Origin of the sequence: Paenibacillus apii (assembly GCF_011043685.1) — a bacterium.
Classification (GTDB): domain Bacteria; phylum Bacillota; class Bacilli; order Paenibacillales; family Paenibacillaceae; genus Paenibacillus_AQ; species Paenibacillus_AQ sabinae.
This window is the reverse complement of sequence record NZ_JAAKGU010000023.1, coordinates 1-15,256: the sequence shown is the minus strand read 5'-3', so window position 1 is coordinate 15,256 and position 15,256 is coordinate 1. Positions and strand designations below refer to the sequence as shown.

Annotated in this window: 12 protein-coding genes and 11 tRNA genes; 20 read left to right on the top strand and 3 right to left on the bottom strand. The window is 49.1% G+C overall.

Going from position 1 to position 15,256, the window contains the following annotated elements:
• Positions 1–10: 10 nt before the first annotated feature.
• From G5B47_RS25120 to G5B47_RS25070, 11 genes are all read left to right on the top strand, one after another.
• Positions 11–86: transfer RNA gene (locus tag G5B47_RS25120), tRNA-Asn, on the top strand.
• A 1-nt stretch (position 87) separates the two neighbouring features.
• Positions 88–163, top strand: a tRNA-Thr gene (locus tag G5B47_RS25115).
• Between the two features lie 9 nt (positions 164–172).
• A tRNA-Glu gene (locus G5B47_RS25110) sits at positions 173–247 on the top strand.
• Between the two features lie 179 nt (positions 248–426).
• Positions 427–502, top strand: a tRNA-Val gene (locus tag G5B47_RS25105).
• A 51-nt stretch (positions 503–553) separates the two neighbouring features.
• Positions 554–628 (top strand) — tRNA-Gln (locus tag G5B47_RS25100).
• Between the two features lie 70 nt (positions 629–698).
• Positions 699–771 (top strand) — tRNA-Lys (locus G5B47_RS25095).
• Positions 772–785: 14 nt separating this feature from the next.
• Positions 786–866 (top strand) — tRNA-Leu (locus G5B47_RS25090).
• Positions 867–877: 11 nt separating this feature from the next.
• Positions 878–952 (top strand) — tRNA-Gly (locus G5B47_RS25085).
• Positions 953–958: 6 nt separating this feature from the next.
• Positions 959–1,035 (top strand) — tRNA-Arg (locus G5B47_RS25080).
• Positions 1,036–1,176: 141 nt separating this feature from the next.
• Positions 1,177–1,250 (top strand) — tRNA-Pro (locus G5B47_RS25075).
• Positions 1,251–1,260: 10 nt separating this feature from the next.
• A tRNA-Gly gene (locus G5B47_RS25070) sits at positions 1,261–1,334 on the top strand.
• A gap of 161 nt (positions 1,335–1,495) precedes the next feature.
• Here G5B47_RS25070 and G5B47_RS25065 read toward each other — a convergent pair.
• The gene (locus G5B47_RS25065) at positions 1,496–1,909 is read right to left on the bottom strand and encodes an ImmA/IrrE family metallo-endopeptidase (protein ID WP_165104191.1); all 414 of its coding nucleotides are present in this window, start codon (positions 1,907–1,909) and stop codon (positions 1,496–1,498) included.
• 36 nt (positions 1,910–1,945) lie between these two features.
• A complete protein-coding gene (locus tag G5B47_RS25060; protein WP_165104189.1) occupies positions 1,946–2,386 on the bottom strand; it encodes a transcriptional regulator in 441 nt (146 codons plus the stop codon).
• Positions 2,387–2,756: 370 nt separating this feature from the next.
• Here G5B47_RS25060 and G5B47_RS25055 point away from each other — a divergent pair, with 370 nt between their 5' ends.
• The gene (locus tag G5B47_RS25055) at positions 2,757–3,035 is read left to right on the top strand and encodes a hypothetical protein (RefSeq protein WP_165104187.1); all 279 of its coding nucleotides are present in this window, start codon (positions 2,757–2,759) and stop codon (positions 3,033–3,035) included.
• A 65-nt stretch (positions 3,036–3,100) separates the two neighbouring features.
• Here the strand turns inward: G5B47_RS25055 and G5B47_RS25975 are convergent, their stop codons facing one another.
• Complete coding sequence (locus G5B47_RS25975) at positions 3,101–3,232, bottom strand: hypothetical protein (protein ID WP_268958540.1); 132 nt, start codon at positions 3,230–3,232, stop codon at positions 3,101–3,103.
• Positions 3,233–3,520: 288 nt separating this feature from the next.
• On the opposite strand from G5B47_RS25975, the gene ppc reads away from it, so the two are divergent.
• The 8 genes from ppc (at position 3,521) to G5B47_RS25015 (ending at position 14,848) form a co-directional block, all read left to right on the top strand.
• The gene (gene ppc, locus G5B47_RS25050) at positions 3,521–6,313 is read left to right on the top strand and encodes a phosphoenolpyruvate carboxylase (RefSeq protein WP_165104185.1); all 2,793 of its coding nucleotides are present in this window, start codon (positions 3,521–3,523) and stop codon (positions 6,311–6,313) included.
• 212 nt (positions 6,314–6,525) lie between these two features.
• On the top strand, positions 6,526–7,092 hold the full coding sequence (gene sigW / locus G5B47_RS25045) for an RNA polymerase sigma factor SigW (protein ID WP_165104183.1): 567 nt from the start codon (positions 6,526–6,528) through the stop codon (positions 7,090–7,092).
• A 114-nt stretch (positions 7,093–7,206) separates the two neighbouring features.
• Complete coding sequence (locus G5B47_RS25040; RefSeq protein ID WP_165104181.1) at positions 7,207–7,821, top strand: zf-HC2 domain-containing protein; 615 nt, start codon at positions 7,207–7,209, stop codon at positions 7,819–7,821.
• 308 nt (positions 7,822–8,129) lie between these two features.
• Positions 8,130–8,960: a diadenylate cyclase CdaA gene (gene cdaA, locus G5B47_RS25035; protein WP_165104179.1), complete on the top strand. Its 831-nt coding sequence runs from the start codon at positions 8,130–8,132 to the stop codon at positions 8,958–8,960.
• Positions 8,953–10,380, top strand: a complete 1,428-nt coding sequence (locus tag G5B47_RS25030; protein ID WP_165104177.1) for a CdaR family protein — start codon at positions 8,953–8,955, stop codon at positions 10,378–10,380. Before cdaA ends, G5B47_RS25030 begins: the two co-directional genes overlap by 8 nt.
• Positions 10,381–10,506: 126 nt before the next feature.
• Positions 10,507–11,847, top strand: a complete 1,341-nt coding sequence (gene glmM / locus G5B47_RS25025; RefSeq protein ID WP_165104175.1) for a phosphoglucosamine mutase — start codon at positions 10,507–10,509, stop codon at positions 11,845–11,847.
• Positions 11,848–12,450: 603 nt separating this feature from the next.
• Positions 12,451–14,283, top strand: a complete 1,833-nt coding sequence (glmS, locus tag G5B47_RS25020) for a glutamine--fructose-6-phosphate transaminase (isomerizing) (protein ID WP_165104173.1) — start codon at positions 12,451–12,453, stop codon at positions 14,281–14,283.
• Between the two features lie 226 nt (positions 14,284–14,509).
• Entirely contained in the window at positions 14,510–14,848 is a 339-nt protein-coding gene (locus G5B47_RS25015; protein WP_235957327.1) for a helix-turn-helix domain-containing protein, read from the top strand.
• Positions 14,849–15,256 lie beyond the last annotated feature (408 nt).

Below are 15,256 nucleotides of genomic sequence, written 5' to 3'. Positions count from 1 at the left end.
GGATAAACATTCCCTGATAGCTCAGTTGGTAGAGCACTCGACTGTTAATCGAGTTGTCACAGGTTCGAGTCCTGTTCGGGGAGCCATGCTCTCATAGCTCAGTAGGTAGAGTGCATCCATGGTAAGGATGAGGTCACCGGTTCGATCCCGGTTGAGAGCTCCATTTCTTTAAGGCCCGTTGGTCAAGGGGTTAAGACACCTCCCTTTCACGGAGGTAACAGGGGTTCGAATCCCCTACGGGTCACCATTTCTTCTTTGCTCGGGATGAGAATCCCAAATGGTTCGTCGGAGCATTGACATCGTTAGGAATACATCGCAGTCGACTCGCTTGCGAGGCGTATCCCCTACGGGTCACCATTTATTTTAATATTCTCAGGGATGAAAATTCCGAAGGCTGTATTACCTCAAGAAGATTGCCATAATTATGGAGGCTTAGCTCAGCTGGGAGAGCATCTGCCTTACAAGCAGAGGGTCGGGGGTTCGATCCCCTCAGCCTCCACCATATATTTCTTATATTTTAGATTAATATGGGTATTATATAGGTGTTCACTATTGGGGATTAGCCAAGCGGTAAGGCAACGGACTTTGACTCCGTCATGCATAGGTTCGAATCCTATATCCCCAGCCAATTCACTCCAAAAAGTGAATTGAAGCTTAGAGAATGACTCCGATTACTTTTCGGGAACCCTATATTACGCGAGCCATTAGCTCAGTTGGTAGAGCACCTGACTTTTAATCAGGGTGTCGAAGGTTCGAGTCCTTCATGGCTCACTTTTAAAGAATTTGCGCGTGTGGCGGAATTGGCAGACGCACTAGACTTAGGATCTAGCGTCTTTGACGTGGGGGTTCAAGTCCCTCCACGCGCATCTCATTTATTGCGGACGTGGCTCAGCGGTAGAGCATCGCCTTGCCAAGGCGAGGGTCGCGGGTTCGATTCCCGTCGTCCGCTCCATATTTTGCGCCCTTAGCTCAGCTGGATAGAGCGTTTGACTACGAATCAAAAGGTCGGGAGTTCGAATCTCTCAGGGCGCGCCATTATTACTTCATGAAGATGCAATAGCGCCTTCCTGATTCGAACGATGGAGTTCGTCGGAGCCTAAGCTTCGGTAGGAATACATCGCAGTCGGGCACGAAAGTGACCGTATCTCTCAGGGCGCGCCATTTAAATCTTTATAACGGGATGTAGCTCAGCTTGGTAGAGCACCTGGTTTGGGACCAGGGGGTCGCATGTTCGAATCGTGTCATCCCGATTTTTCACCTGCGGGTGTAGTTCAATGGTAGAACTTCAGCCTTCCAAGCTGATAGCGTGGGTTCGATTCCCATCACCCGCTCCATTTTTAATAACTACTACATAAGCAGCTATTCATGAAGAACAGACACTCTTACTTTGGTAAGAGTTTTTTTGTTTTTTTCAACTATTATATAGTGTGACAATAGCAGAGATTCGACATGCAAGTATTTTAAGAGGTCGCCCATAAGGGAATATATGTTCGGTTTAAGATTCCAAAAAAAAGCCGACTTCCGGCGGGATGCCTAAACGTGAATAGAAGCTCTCCAACGATTCATCGTGATCGGGAGAGGCAGCGGCGCTTAACAATAGTACGGCGAACCGATTGGCCTGGCGCTCCAGCTTGCCTGGGGCGAAATAAGAATTCTCCTCTAAAAAGAACCGGTTTATTCCTTTATGCAGCCGGTCATGTCCCAGTTCATGCGCGCAAACGAATCGCTGCCATTCCAAAGACAGCTCATTATGAATGACGATGAACCTTCTTCGCAGCTTGCGATAATATAACCCTTTGGTCCCCCCGCCGAGGTCCATAAATCGGACATGGATACCTAGAGCACGGCATAGCTCGAACGGACAGTTGGTTTTATATTTTTGTATTAGCTGATTGACCAGTTCATCCATTGTATTCACCTGCAGCATAGGTATTGGTTAAGGGCATTAATCATCCGATTTGTCTGGTTTGGAGGTTGGCTTTCGTTTGTTCATCTGCTTGGCTTCCCAGAACAAGCCTGTCAGCACATCTTTTATCCGTTGTCTGTCTTCTTTGTTAAGCGGAATCCCGTCAAACATCAGCTCTCCGTCATCCTCCAGCATTTTTTTGAAATCACGTTTGTCCCTGCTCGTTGCCCATTCCGGTATCGCTTCAGCCATCTGCTCATACTCCTGTAAGTATCCTGCACGCTCCATAAGCTCCTCATAGGAGACATTCATGGCTTCCGCCAGTCTGCGCAAGGTTGCCGGCTTAGGGACACCGCGCAGCCCGTTCTCGATTCGTGAGATCTGTGAACCGCTGATGCCGGCCGCCACTGCCAATTGACTGAGGGTAAGACCTTTGCTCTCGCGCAGCCGTTTCATATATAATCCAAAATCTTGTTCCATCTCGAACACTCCTTATTTTGCAAATGCCGTTAATATGACTATAAATCAATTTTGCCAAAAGGTAAATATATCATCGATAAATTGCCACAAGGCAAGGAAATGAAGAAAACTGGGCGTTATTGGATAATAACAAGCGGAAAATGGCTGAAAAGCGGATTTTACGAAACGGAAGATTAAGGAGTATATTATAGAAAAATACGAACATAATGCGAACAATATCCATTTTATCACATTAATGATCATCTCTGAATGAGTTTTTGAACCACACCAAATAAAGGAGGGAAATAAACGAATTGATTTTAAATTGAATTGGATTGGCTAAAACCCTATTTGACGGCGATTTCACGTTCTTAATGAAAGGGATGAGAAAATGAGACAGGACGACATTGCACAGTTGGAAAAGCTGCTGCCGCTTGCGGACAAATACGGGCTTGCATATATTGTGGCGTTGATATTGATGATTGTAGTTATTGTGCTGCTTCGGGCAATCGCAAAAGGGAATTTGGTGCCGCGCGAGCTGTTGGATAAGGCTGAGGAGGATCGTGACCGCCTGCAGGCGATTCTGGATAAAGAGCGCTCAGAATTCATGCAGCCGACGCTGGAGGTGCTTAAGAAATGGAAAAACCAACAAACTAGAGACGAGGATTAAGGCCGCCAAATTTCACCGGCTGGATACCTATTTCAGCTCTGACATGGGGATAATGAGAAGGGAATTCAGGCATTGGACAAGCCCTGAGCTGCTAACCAAAAACACTCGATGAGCCGCAACGCAGGCATATTCGCCATCATTGAACGTCCAACAAGTAAAAATTTCGGATATTTAGCAAGGAATTTATTGGCTTTCATACGTAATTTATTTCTTCTCAGGTACAAACATTGCCGAAATGTAAGCCTTATCTTTCACGTTTTATACGTATTTTAGAACGATACCAGCTATTTTCTCGATAATTTAATAAAAATGTGAAAAAATATACCTGAATAAATAATCATTTTGATGTATAATCTTAAAGACTCTGGTGCTTCACCGTGAAAGAAGTTGAAGATTTTCGATCCGTTTTATTGTATGATATGAGGAAAGCTTGAAACATGACTTGTGATGAGACATTGATACGGAAGAAGGATGGGGGGAACAGCATGACCGAACTTACGACTACCGCAGGCAAAGTCAACTCCAATAACCTGCTGCGGCGAGACGTACGGTTCCTGGGAAACATTTTGGGCGAAGTCTTGGTACATCAAGGCGGCAATGAACTGCTGGAGATCGTGGAGAAGATTCGTGAGACCAGTAAATCGTTGCGCTCTGTGTTTTTGCCTGAACTGCACAGCGAATTTAAGGAATTAATCAATTCCCTGGACCCGGAAAACCGGCATCAGGTAATCCGGGCATTCGCCATCTATTTTCAATTGGTGAATATCGCCGAACAAAATCATCGGATTCGCCGGAAAAGAGACTATGAGCGCTCTGCGGGTGAAACCGTTCAGCCTGGTTCTATAGAAAGCGCAATTCAGGAACTGCGGGAACGGGATTTTTCTCCAAAGGAAGTTTGGGAGATTATTAATGGCCTGTCGCTGGAGCTGGTCATGACCGCCCACCCGACGGAAGCAATGCGCCGTGCCATTCTCGATATTCACAAGCGGATCTCCGATGATGTTACGGGATTGGACAATCCGACCTTGACGTTCAGAGAACGCGAGCAGCTGCGCGAGAAGCTTCTAAACGAGGTTATCACCTTGTGGCAGACCGACGAACTGCGCGACCGCAAGCCTACGGTGCTTGATGAAGTGCGCAACGGAATGTATTACTTTCATGAGACGATTTTTCATGTGCTGCCGGATGTCTATCAGGAGCTTGAGCGCTGCCTGAGCAAGTATTATCCTGGACAGAATTGGCATGTACCGACTTACCTGCGGTTCGGTTCATGGATCGGCGGCGACCGGGACGGCAACCCTTCGGTTACGGCTTCGGTTACCATTCAGACGCTGCGTATTCAGCGCATTATGGCTATACGGGAATACCAGCAGATCATGCGCCAGCTGATCCAGTATTTGAGCTTTAGCACCAGCATCGTGAATGTCACGCCGGAGCTGCTGGAATCGATTGAGAAAGACCGGGCGGTTGTTCAACTGGAGCGCGGCGATGCATGGCGCAACGATAACGAGCCTTACCGGATCAAACTCAGCTACATGATTACGAAGACGCAGAACGTGCTGGACGACAAGAAAAAAGGTACGCTTGAGCGCTACTCTTCCCCGGAAGAGCTCATCAACGATTTGAACGTTATCGACCGCAGTCTGCGGCATCACTATGCCGATTACGTGGCCGACACTTATATTAAAAAATTGATCCGCCAGGTAGAGTTGTTTGGCTTCCATACGGCGACACTCGATATCCGTCAGCACAGCCAGGAGCATGAGAAGGCAATGACGGAGATTTTGGCCAAAATGGATATCACGCCGGATTACTCCAAGCTGACGGAGAGTGAAAAGATCGAGCTTCTGGAGAAGCTGCTTAACGATCCGCGGCCGCTGACCTCTCCTTATCAGGAGTACAGCGAATCGACGGAAGAATGTTTGGAAGTGTACCGGACCGTTCACGCGGCTCAGGCCGAGTACGGCAAGCAGTGTATCACAAGCTACCTGATCAGTATGGCGGAAGCGGCGAGCGATATTCTGGAGGTTATGGTCTTCGCCAAGGAAGTGGGACTGTTCCGCCGGGACAAAGACGGCACCGTTGTCTGTACACTGCAGGCGGTTCCGCTGTTCGAAACGATCGATGATCTTCACGCTGCGCCGGAAATCATGCGCACGATCTTCAATCTGCCGATCTATCGCCAGGCGGTAGAAGCCATGAGTAACCTGCAGGAGATCATGCTTGGTTATTCCGACAGCAACAAGGATGGCGGCGTTGTGACCGCCAACTGGGAACTGCGCGTAGCGCTGAAGGAGCTTACGGCCATGGCCGACTCGTACGATGTGAAGCTGAAGTTCTTCCACGGCCGGGGCGGAGCGCTTGGCCGGGGCGGTATGCCGCTTAACCGCAGTATTCTGGCTCAGCCGGCTTCCACCATCGGAGGCGGGATCAAGATTACCGAGCAGGGCGAGGTCATTTCCTCTCGCTATAAGATGAAGGGAATCGCCTACCGCAGTCTGGAGCAGGCGACGTCGGCCCTTGTCATCGCGGCCATTAATGCGAGAACCCCGCACAGCGACCTGTATGAGAATAAATGGGAAGATATTTGCAGAGAAATTTCCGAGATATCGCTGACGAAGTATCAGGATCTGATCTTCCGCGATCCGGATTTCCTGAGCTTCTTTAAAGAGTCGACTCCGCTACCGGAAATCGGCGAGCTCAATATCGGCTCCCGCCCGTCCAAGCGGAAGAACAGCGACCGGTTCGAGGATCTGCGGGCGATACCATGGGTATTTGCCTGGACCCAGAGCCGTTACCTGCTGCCTGCTTGGTATGCGGCAGGAACGGGGCTGCAAAGCTTCTATGATAACAAGGAAGAGAATCTCAAGATTCTTCAACATATGTACGAGCACTTCTCCTTCTTCACGAGCCTGGTTGATACGCTGCAAATGGCGCTTGCCAAAGCGGACCTGGTGATCGCGAAGGAATACTCGGAGATGAGCAAGAACGATGAAGCGCGCAAGCGGATTTACGGACAGATTGAGGAAGAATTCCGTTTGACCTCGGAGCTGATTTTGAAGATTACCGGCCAACAGGACATTTTGGACAATGTGCCGGTCATTCAAGAATCGATCCGGCTGCGCAACCCGTACGTCGATCCGCTCAGCTACCTGCAAGTTCAGCTCTTAACCGAGCTTAGAGCACTGCGGGAGACCGAGCAGGACGATCCCGACCTGCTTCGCGAAGTGCTCCTTACGATCAACGGAATTGCCGCCGGTCTTCGCAATACGGGCTGATACCGCGGCCATTCCCTGATTCGCTTTCGCTAGACACTGCAAGCCCGCCTTCTATTCAGTGGAAGGCGGGCTTTTTGCCGTTTGCCTAAGCTTGGAAAACACCGGAACAACCCTTGATTTTTACCCGTGGTTGAATTACGATTTAAATACTTGTACCGTGAATATGGGGGACTTCGACATACTAAGGGCGGCAAGTTTGGGGGAGTTAACTGGTGGAGAATTTGGAAGGCAGGTTGACAAAGCTTGCCCTGAAGGGCGATCAAAGAGCGTTTGCCGAGCTTGTCGAATTATATAAGGATAAAATCTTTCATCTGGGCTACCGGATGCTGAATAACCGCCATGAGGCGGAGGATATCGTTCAGGAAACATTTTTGCGAGTGTATCGGAACCTGGATCGCTACGATGATAATCAGAAATTCTCGACATGGATATACCGGATTGCGACCAACCTTTGCATAGACCGTCTGCGCAAACGCAGGCCGACCTACTCACTTGACGCCGAGCTTGGCGATCAGGAGGGGACTGACGGCTATTCCCTTATCCCGAGCGATAACGTGACTCCTGAAAGCGAGCTTATTCTTTCCGAAACGCAGAGAACGATTTATGAAGCGATAGACGAGCTGCCGGTCAAATACCGGTCCGTCATGATCCTGAGATATCTTCAGGACCTGTCGCTTCAGGAGATCAGCGATGTGCTGAATATGCCGGTTACGACAATTAAGACCCGGGTACACCGAGGCCGGGAATTTTTGCGCAAAAAATTGGGCCCAAGATTATAAAGGAACATGCGATTTTTGTGAAACGTTTTATGAATCTGACGCGTATGAAAGTTAAGCAAGCCTTGCGACCCGATTTAAAGGGATATAAATAGCACTATGAAAGGATTGGCTCCTATGGAATGCAAACTGGCCGTCTCTATGATGCATGATTACCTGGACGACGACTTGCCCGAACAGCAGCAGCGGGACTTGAAGGAGCATCTTCTATCCTGTCCGGAATGCCGAGCACAATTTAAGGAACTGGAACAAACGGATATGCTGCTGTTTTCCCTTATGCACCAGAGCCCTGTAGCTTCGGATGAGCTTGTGGGACGCATTATGGGCGCGCTGCCGCCTTCCAAGAAAGAAAAAAGAGTTATTACCTGGATCAGAAGACATCCCGCTCTTACGGCGGCTTCGGTGTTTCTGCTCGTTATGCTGATGAGCTCCGTCACCTTCTTGAAACAGGACGGGCAGCTAGTCGTCAAAGGCTCCGATCTCGATCAGGTGGTAATCCAGGGGAATACCGTCATCGTTCCTTCCGGCAAACGCGTCTCCGGCGATCTCACGGTTGAGAACGGCAAGACACAAGTGTACGGGGAAGTGAACGGGAATGTGACCGTCATCGACGGTTCGTTGTACCAGGCCTCGACCGCCCACATTTCAGGGCAAGTCAAAAGCATAGACCAGGCATTAAGCTGGATCTGGTATAAAGTCACCAATATGTTCTCCGATGTCGCTTATCGCTAATACGGCGGCCGCTGAACATGATGAATTGCCGCGCCTCTTTTTCTCGAAAAAGACGGCGCTTTTTTGATCAGATGAAATCTTGGTTCCAGGCAATCAGCGTACGAGAAACGGATGCCTCCTTCTAATGGAGGACGGCGCAGCCGTTTCTTCTTGTGTTTTGGACTGGCACTGATAAATTGCGGTTTTTTTAGGCGCATTAAGCGCAAACTTGCAACATGGTCGTGAACGTTATAACCTAGATATGTTACACAATTAACAGATAATTTACATAAACCCAGCTAATATGAACTGACGGGGGTTTTTATGCAATGAGTTATTTTACGGACCTTACCTGGAAAGAGTCTATCAAGGATATCATCGATATTCTGATTGTCAGCTATATTATTTATAAAGTGCTCAACATGGTCCGCGGAACCCGTGCAATTCAGCTTTTGAAGGGGATTCTGGTACTGATAGTCATCTGGGCGTTCAGCACGCTGTTTGATCTGTACACACTGAAATGGCTCATGAATCAAATGTTTACCTTCGGGGTGCTGGCCGTGTTTATTATCTTTCAGCCGGAGCTGCGGCGCGGTCTGGAACAGCTCGGAAGGGGAAAGTTCTTTGGCAGGACGGCGGAGAACGATGAGGAGGTCAGTAAGTTAATCGGCGAAATGATTAAAGCCGTAAATTATTTAGCACGCAGAAAAATCGGGGCATTAATCGTATTCGAACGGGCAACCGGCCTTAACGAATATAAGGAATCGGGCATTCCGATGAATTCCATGGTGAGCTCCGAGCTGCTTATTAATATTTTCATACCGAATACCCCTTTGCATGACGGAGCGCTCATTATGCAAGGGAACCAAATCGCGGCGGCGGCCTGCTACCTTCCGTTGTCGGAGAATCCTTTTATCAGCAAGGAATTGGGCACCCGGCACAGGGCGGGGATCGGGATTAGCGAAGTAACGGACGCGGTGTCTGTGATCGTCTCGGAGGAGACAGGCCAGATTTCGCTTGCCATCAACGGCCAGGTAGTCAGGGATATCAATGAAGAGTCGCTGATCTCCAAGCTCTATGAAGAGCTGCGGAACCATTCGCCGTTGACGGAAAAACGAAACGCCTTCTGGAAATGGAGGGGGGGCGGATCCAATGGATAAGTGGATGAACAACAATAATTTTAACAAGGTGCTTGCGCTGGCTTTAAGTATTATTTTGTGGGCGATGGTGCATACCGATACCACGTCTACCCCGCAGACAACCTCCCGGCTCGAAACCAAGATCATCGAGAATGTCCCGATTCAGGTCACCGGGCTGGATAAGGACAAGTATATCCTTTCCAGAGATGTGGACAGCGTGAGAATGGAAGTTATGGGTAAGAGCACTGATTTGACTTATGTATTCTCCGACGCCTATAAGGTAACGCTTGATTTAAGCCAGGCGAAGCCGGGAACGAGTGAAATCGCCCTGAAATATTCGGTTCCCCGCGGAGTACAACTGATATCAATTACACCCGATAAAGTGCATGTACGTATCGAGCAGCGGAATACCAAATCTTTTCCTGTAACGGTTGCAACCAAAGGAGCGCCTGCGGAAGGCTACCAGGTGGGATCGCCGGTGATCGAGCCCTCAACAGCCAAAGTCACGCTGGCCGCAAGCGAGCTGGATAAAGTGGCGAAAGTGCAGGGGATTATTGAACTGGATGGGGAAAAAGCGACGGTCACGGAGAAAAGAATGAAGCTCTACGCCTACGATAAGAGCGGCAACGAGCTGAAAGACGCTGTGATCGAGCCTGAGGCGGTGTCCGTCGACCTGCCGATTACGCTCCCTTTTAAGAGCGTGCCGCTGAGCATCGGATATTCAGGCCGGCTGCCGGACTCGCTTGTGCTTTCAAAAGTAACTTCGGATGTGGACAGTGTTATACTATACGGGCAGGAACCGGCGCTGGCTTCCGTCACCTCCTATGAAGCTACGATCGATCTGAGCTCCATAAGCTCCGCTGGAACGTCCACCCTCAAATTGAACCTTGAGCCTCCTGAGGGGACCGAAAGCATAGAGCCGAAATCCGTCAATGTTACAGTAACAGCCTCCGAGGCCGGAGAGCGAACGTTCTCGGGCATCCCTGTAACACTCGAAGGGATTGGCAGCGGAATGACGGCTTCGGTTACAAGTCCTTCAGGGAGTTCCGTCTCGCTGACGTTATATGGGGCAAGCTCGCTGCTGAATCAATTGGACAAGGGCAATATCAAAGCCGTTGCCGATTTAAGCGGATTGGATGCAGGGAACCACGTGGTGCCGTTGCAAATCTCGCTCCCGCGCTTTGTTGAGCTGAGCGGCGGTCAAAGACCGTCAGTAACGGTTCAGCTCCATAATCCGGCTTCCTCCGCCTCTCCATCTGCCTCGCCGGTGAACGGATCTGCAGCAACGCCAGAGCCAAGCTCTGAACCCGCCTCCGGCAGCGGAACTGTTGAAGAGCCGCCGCCGAGCGCAGTGAATGGCACCCCGAGCCCTACGCCGCAGGCAGCTTCTCCCGAAAGCGGTAATGTTGGGGAAGCGGGAAATGTACCGCCAGTGCAGTAATAGCTGTACTTGACTATAAATGGATGGGTTAACCCATTGTTTCAAGGGTATACAGAACACTGAGTATTCTGAAATCATATATTATCAATATTAAGCTGATGCAGCATAACAAAAAGGAGAACAGACATGGGAAAGTATTTTGGAACCGACGGTGTGCGTGGAGTCGCCAACCGTGAATTGACGGCGGAGATGGCGTACAGCATCGGTCGCTGCGGAGGATATGTGCTTACCGCCAACGTGGAGAAGCCTAAGGTGGTTATCGGGATGGATACCCGGATTTCCGGCCCTCTGCTTGAATCGGCGCTCGTAGCCGGTATGTTATCGATTGGCGCGGAAGTTATCCGCCTTGGCGTTGTAACAACGCCAGCGGTCGCATATATTACCCGTTTATTAAAAGCGGATGCGGGCGTTATGATTTCGGCGTCCCATAATCCGGTGCAAGATAACGGCATTAAGTTTTTCGGAGGAGACGGCTTTAAGCTGTCGGATGAAACCGAACTGCGCATTGAGGAATTGATGGATGCCGAGAACGATGAGCTTCCGCGGCCCATCGGTTCGGGTCTGGGTACCGTGAGAGAAGATTTTTCTTCCAAATATCTCTATTTGGATTATTTAAAGACCACCATTTCGAACAGCTTCAAGGGACTGAAGGTTGTACTGGACTGCGCGCACGGCGCTGCTTACGAGCTGGCTCCCCGCCTGTTCAGAGAGCTTGGGGCTGAAGTGACTGAAATTGGGGCAGAGCCGAACGGTCTGAACATTAATGACGGCTACGGTTCAACCCACCCTGAGAAGCTGAAGGACGAAGTGCTGCGGCTTGGCGCGGATTTGGGACTTGCCTTCGATGGCGACGCCGACCGCCTGATTGCCATCGACGACAAGGGTGAAGAAGTAGACGGCGACTTTATTCTCTGCATTTGCGGCGATGCGATGAACCGCGCAGGCAAGCTGAAGGATGGAACGGTTGTCTCGACGGTAATGAGCAACATCGGCTTTTACAAGGCTGCCGAGAAATTGTCTCTTAACACGGCGAAGACGGCAGTGGGCGACCGCTACGTTATGGAGGAAATGCGCAGCAAAGGTTATAATCTGGGCGGCGAGCAGTCGGGCCATGTTATTTTCCTGGATTACAACACGACCGGCGACGGCATTTTGACCGCTATTCAGCTGGTGGATACACTGCTCTCTTCCGGCAAAAAGTTCAGCGAATTGAAGTCGATCATGACCAAATACCCGCAGGTGCTGGTCAATGTGCGCGTGCAGGACAAGAGCAACTATCCGAACAATTCTGCGATTGAGGCAGCTATTACAGAAGTTGAAGGCAAGCTCGGCAGCAACGGCCGGGTGCTGGTTCGCCCTTCGGGTACCGAGCCGCTGATTCGTGTAATGGCCGAGGGTCCGGTGAAGGAAGATTTGGACCAATTCGTTGGACGGATTGTCGAGGTTGTTCAGCGTGAGCTTGTATAGAAGCGTCCCTGTTTTTTTATGATTTCCAGCATCACCTATCCGGCTTTGCGGCATCCAATAGTAGAGCAAGGTCGGATTTTTTAATTCATTTGCAAAAGCGCGGTGACGTGCATATAATAGACTATGTTCATTATTCGAGAAAGAAAGCGGGGATCGTGAGGTTAACCACTTAAGCGCCAGAGCTTGAACCTGCGCGGGGGAGAAGGAGCAGCAGCTAGGCCTTTTATGGGCTGTGCTGATCCGGATCACGGCAAACTCAAGCTGACGAGGTGGAGGTGTTCGAAATGTTCGGCGGGGACCTCCCGGTGAAGCGCCAGAGCCGTAAATGGAAACGGAAAACGAACAGGGCAACCGTTCAGACAACGTTTTTGTGGGCGCAATCAAAAGAGAACTTATTAATGGGTGTGCATACAAAGGGAACGGAAGCGAATCTGCACGTGGCAGAGGAGAAGACTGTGCATTTCCAGATTTAAGTTGATGTGACAGGTTATTTTGTTGAGTAATTTGACAACAGAATATTTGCTTATTCTCAAGCATGCCGCACGGCACGTTTCTTTCCTCATGCTGCCTACATTATAATCCAATGGACGGAGGAAATTATTTATGTGTGGTATCGTGGGATATATCGGCAATCAGAATTCTCAGGGAATCTTGGTAGAGGGCTTGAAAAAGCTGGAGTACCGGGGATATGATTCGGCAGGCATTGCTGTGTTCACCAAAGACGGGCTGCAAATCGTGAAGGCACTTGGCCGCTTGGCGAACCTGGAGTCTAAACTGGAGGATTCTCCGCTTGTCGGCAGCGCCGGCATCGGTCATACCCGTTGGGCTACGCACGGCAAACCGTCGGATGCCAATTCCCATCCGCATACGGATGAGAGCCATAAATTCTCGGTCGTTCATAACGGCATTATCGAGAATTATCTTGAGCTGAAGGAAGAACTGATTGCCGGAGGATGCCATTTTTCTTCCGAAACCGACACTGAGGTGATTTCTCACCTTATCGCTCGCGAGTATGAAGGAGATATCGTCAAAGCTGTGCAAAAAGCGATCAAATTCATGCGCGGTGCGTTTGCACTGGGTGTGCTGACTGAATACGAACCGGATAAACTGGTTGCCGTACGTCAGGCCAGCCCGCTCATTATCGGTCTTGGCGAAGGGGAAAACTTTATCGGCTCTGATATCCCGGCTCTGCTGGAATACACCCGTAACGTATATATCTTGAACGACGGCGAAATGGCCGTACTTACAAGAGATGCTGTCGAATTAATGACCATCGAGGGTAATTTTATTTCTCGGGAAATGATTACTGTCGATTGGGATGCCGTAACCGCGGAAAAAGGCGGCTTTGAGCATTTCATGCTGAAAGAAATTCACGAGCAGCCGAAGGCTTATCGTGATACGATGCTCGGTCGCATGAATACGGAAGGAACCAAGGTCATCCTGCCGGAGCTGAAGCTTACCGCCGAGCAAATCAAGAACATTAGAAATATTCAGATCGTTGCTTGCGGTACCGCGTACAACGCCGGTCTTGTAGGACGCAATCTGATCGAATCGCTGGTACGTATTCCTGTCGAGAACGACATCGCATCGGAATACCGCTACCGTTCGCCGATCGTAACGCCGGAGACGCTGGTAATCGTAGTCAGCCAATCGGGTGAAACGGCGGATACGCTGGCTGCACTGCGTGAAGGTCATGCCAATGGCGCACATGTACTGGCGATCACCAACGTCGTCGGCAGCTCCATTGCCCGTGAAGCCGATGATGTGCTCGTAACCTTGGCCGGCCCGGAAATTGCCGTTGCTTCGACTAAAGCCTACACTTCACAGATTATCGCCTTTGCCTTGCTAGCCCTGTACATGGCTGAGGTTCGCGGTACGCAGTCTGACGAAGAAATCGCCCATATTTTGGCAGCTATGCAGTCTCTGCCGGAGCAGGTAGAAGCCATTCTGGAACAAAAGGAATCAGTTAAGGTGTATGCTGAGCAAATTGCGAAGCATGACCATTTGTTCTTCCTTGGCCGCGGAGTCGACTATGCCGTTGTCCAAGAAGGCTCGCTGAAGCTGAAAGAAATCTCCTATATTCATTCTGAAGCCTATGCGGCGGGTGAACTGAAGCATGGAACGTTGGCTTTGATCGAGGAAGGCATTCCGGTTATCGCTGTGGCGACCCAAGAGTCCGTTCTGGAGAAAACCGTCAGCAATATCAAGGAAGTGAAGGCCCGCGGCGCAGACGTGCTGGCGATCACGCACGAAGAGCATGTTGCTGATCTTCTGAAATCCGTCGACCAGGCCTTTGCCATTCCGAAGACCTTGCCGATGCTGACCCCGGCCCTGTCCGTTGTCGTTCTGCAGCTGCTTGCTTACTACGCATCCTTGGCCCTCGGCCATGATGTTGATAAGCCAAGAAACCTGGCGAAGAGCGTGACGGTGGAGTAGGGGGATTAAAGGATAATTGAGCTTGTGTTCAGTGATAAAAAAGTCGTGAACCAGTAAAAGATGTCATGAACCAGTAAAAAATGTTGTGAACCAGTAAAAGATGTTGTGAACCGAAATGCAAGATGAATGATTTTCAGCATCTAGAAGGGAGCCCGAGGGATTAATTCGTGGCTCCCTTTTAAAATGCTAAAAAAACATTATACATACTTCATGATTGGTGGTGAAAATGTTGAATGACATTGGCCATAAAATAAAATGTATCCGTAAAGAAAATAATTTAAACCAAGTTCAATTTGCAAAAAGTATAGGAATTTCTCAAGGGAACCTGAGTGAAATTGAGCTGGGAAATAGTAATCCATCTGCGGAAACATTAATATCTATTCGAGCACAATATAATGTGAACTTAAATTGGCTATTAACCGGTGTCGTTGCAGAAGATGGGACGACATATGAAGATGAATTCGAGAAAAGGTTGATTGAAGTTTTTAGAAATCTTGATGATTACGATAAGAACGAGATTATAGAAATAATGCAACTGAAAAAAAGATTAAGATCAAATTTATGATTCATTACAATAAAGTATGTTCTGTAGTTTAAACTCTCTGAAGAGTGTCCAGATGATTGCTTTCAACGGTTATTTTCAACAACATACTTATTCCATTCATAACATGTTGAAAAGGAATATTTTAAATAAACCTTTAAAGAATGGGGCGATAGACTAACACAATAAATAGCAAATGGCTGTCGATCGGATGGACATTTGCACGGATTGGTTGGAAATCATGAGTAGAGAACCGTACCACAAATGATGCAAATTTTTTTGGAGAGCACAAAAGAATTGGAAAGGTCTCTTCAGTCGCAAACCCTCATCGCTAGGTGGGGGCTGTTTGGTTTTCAAGCACGGATACAACGTCAGCAAGAGACCTTTTTTTGATCAGTTCCGCTTGCGTTCCCAGCTAAAAACTTGTGGTAG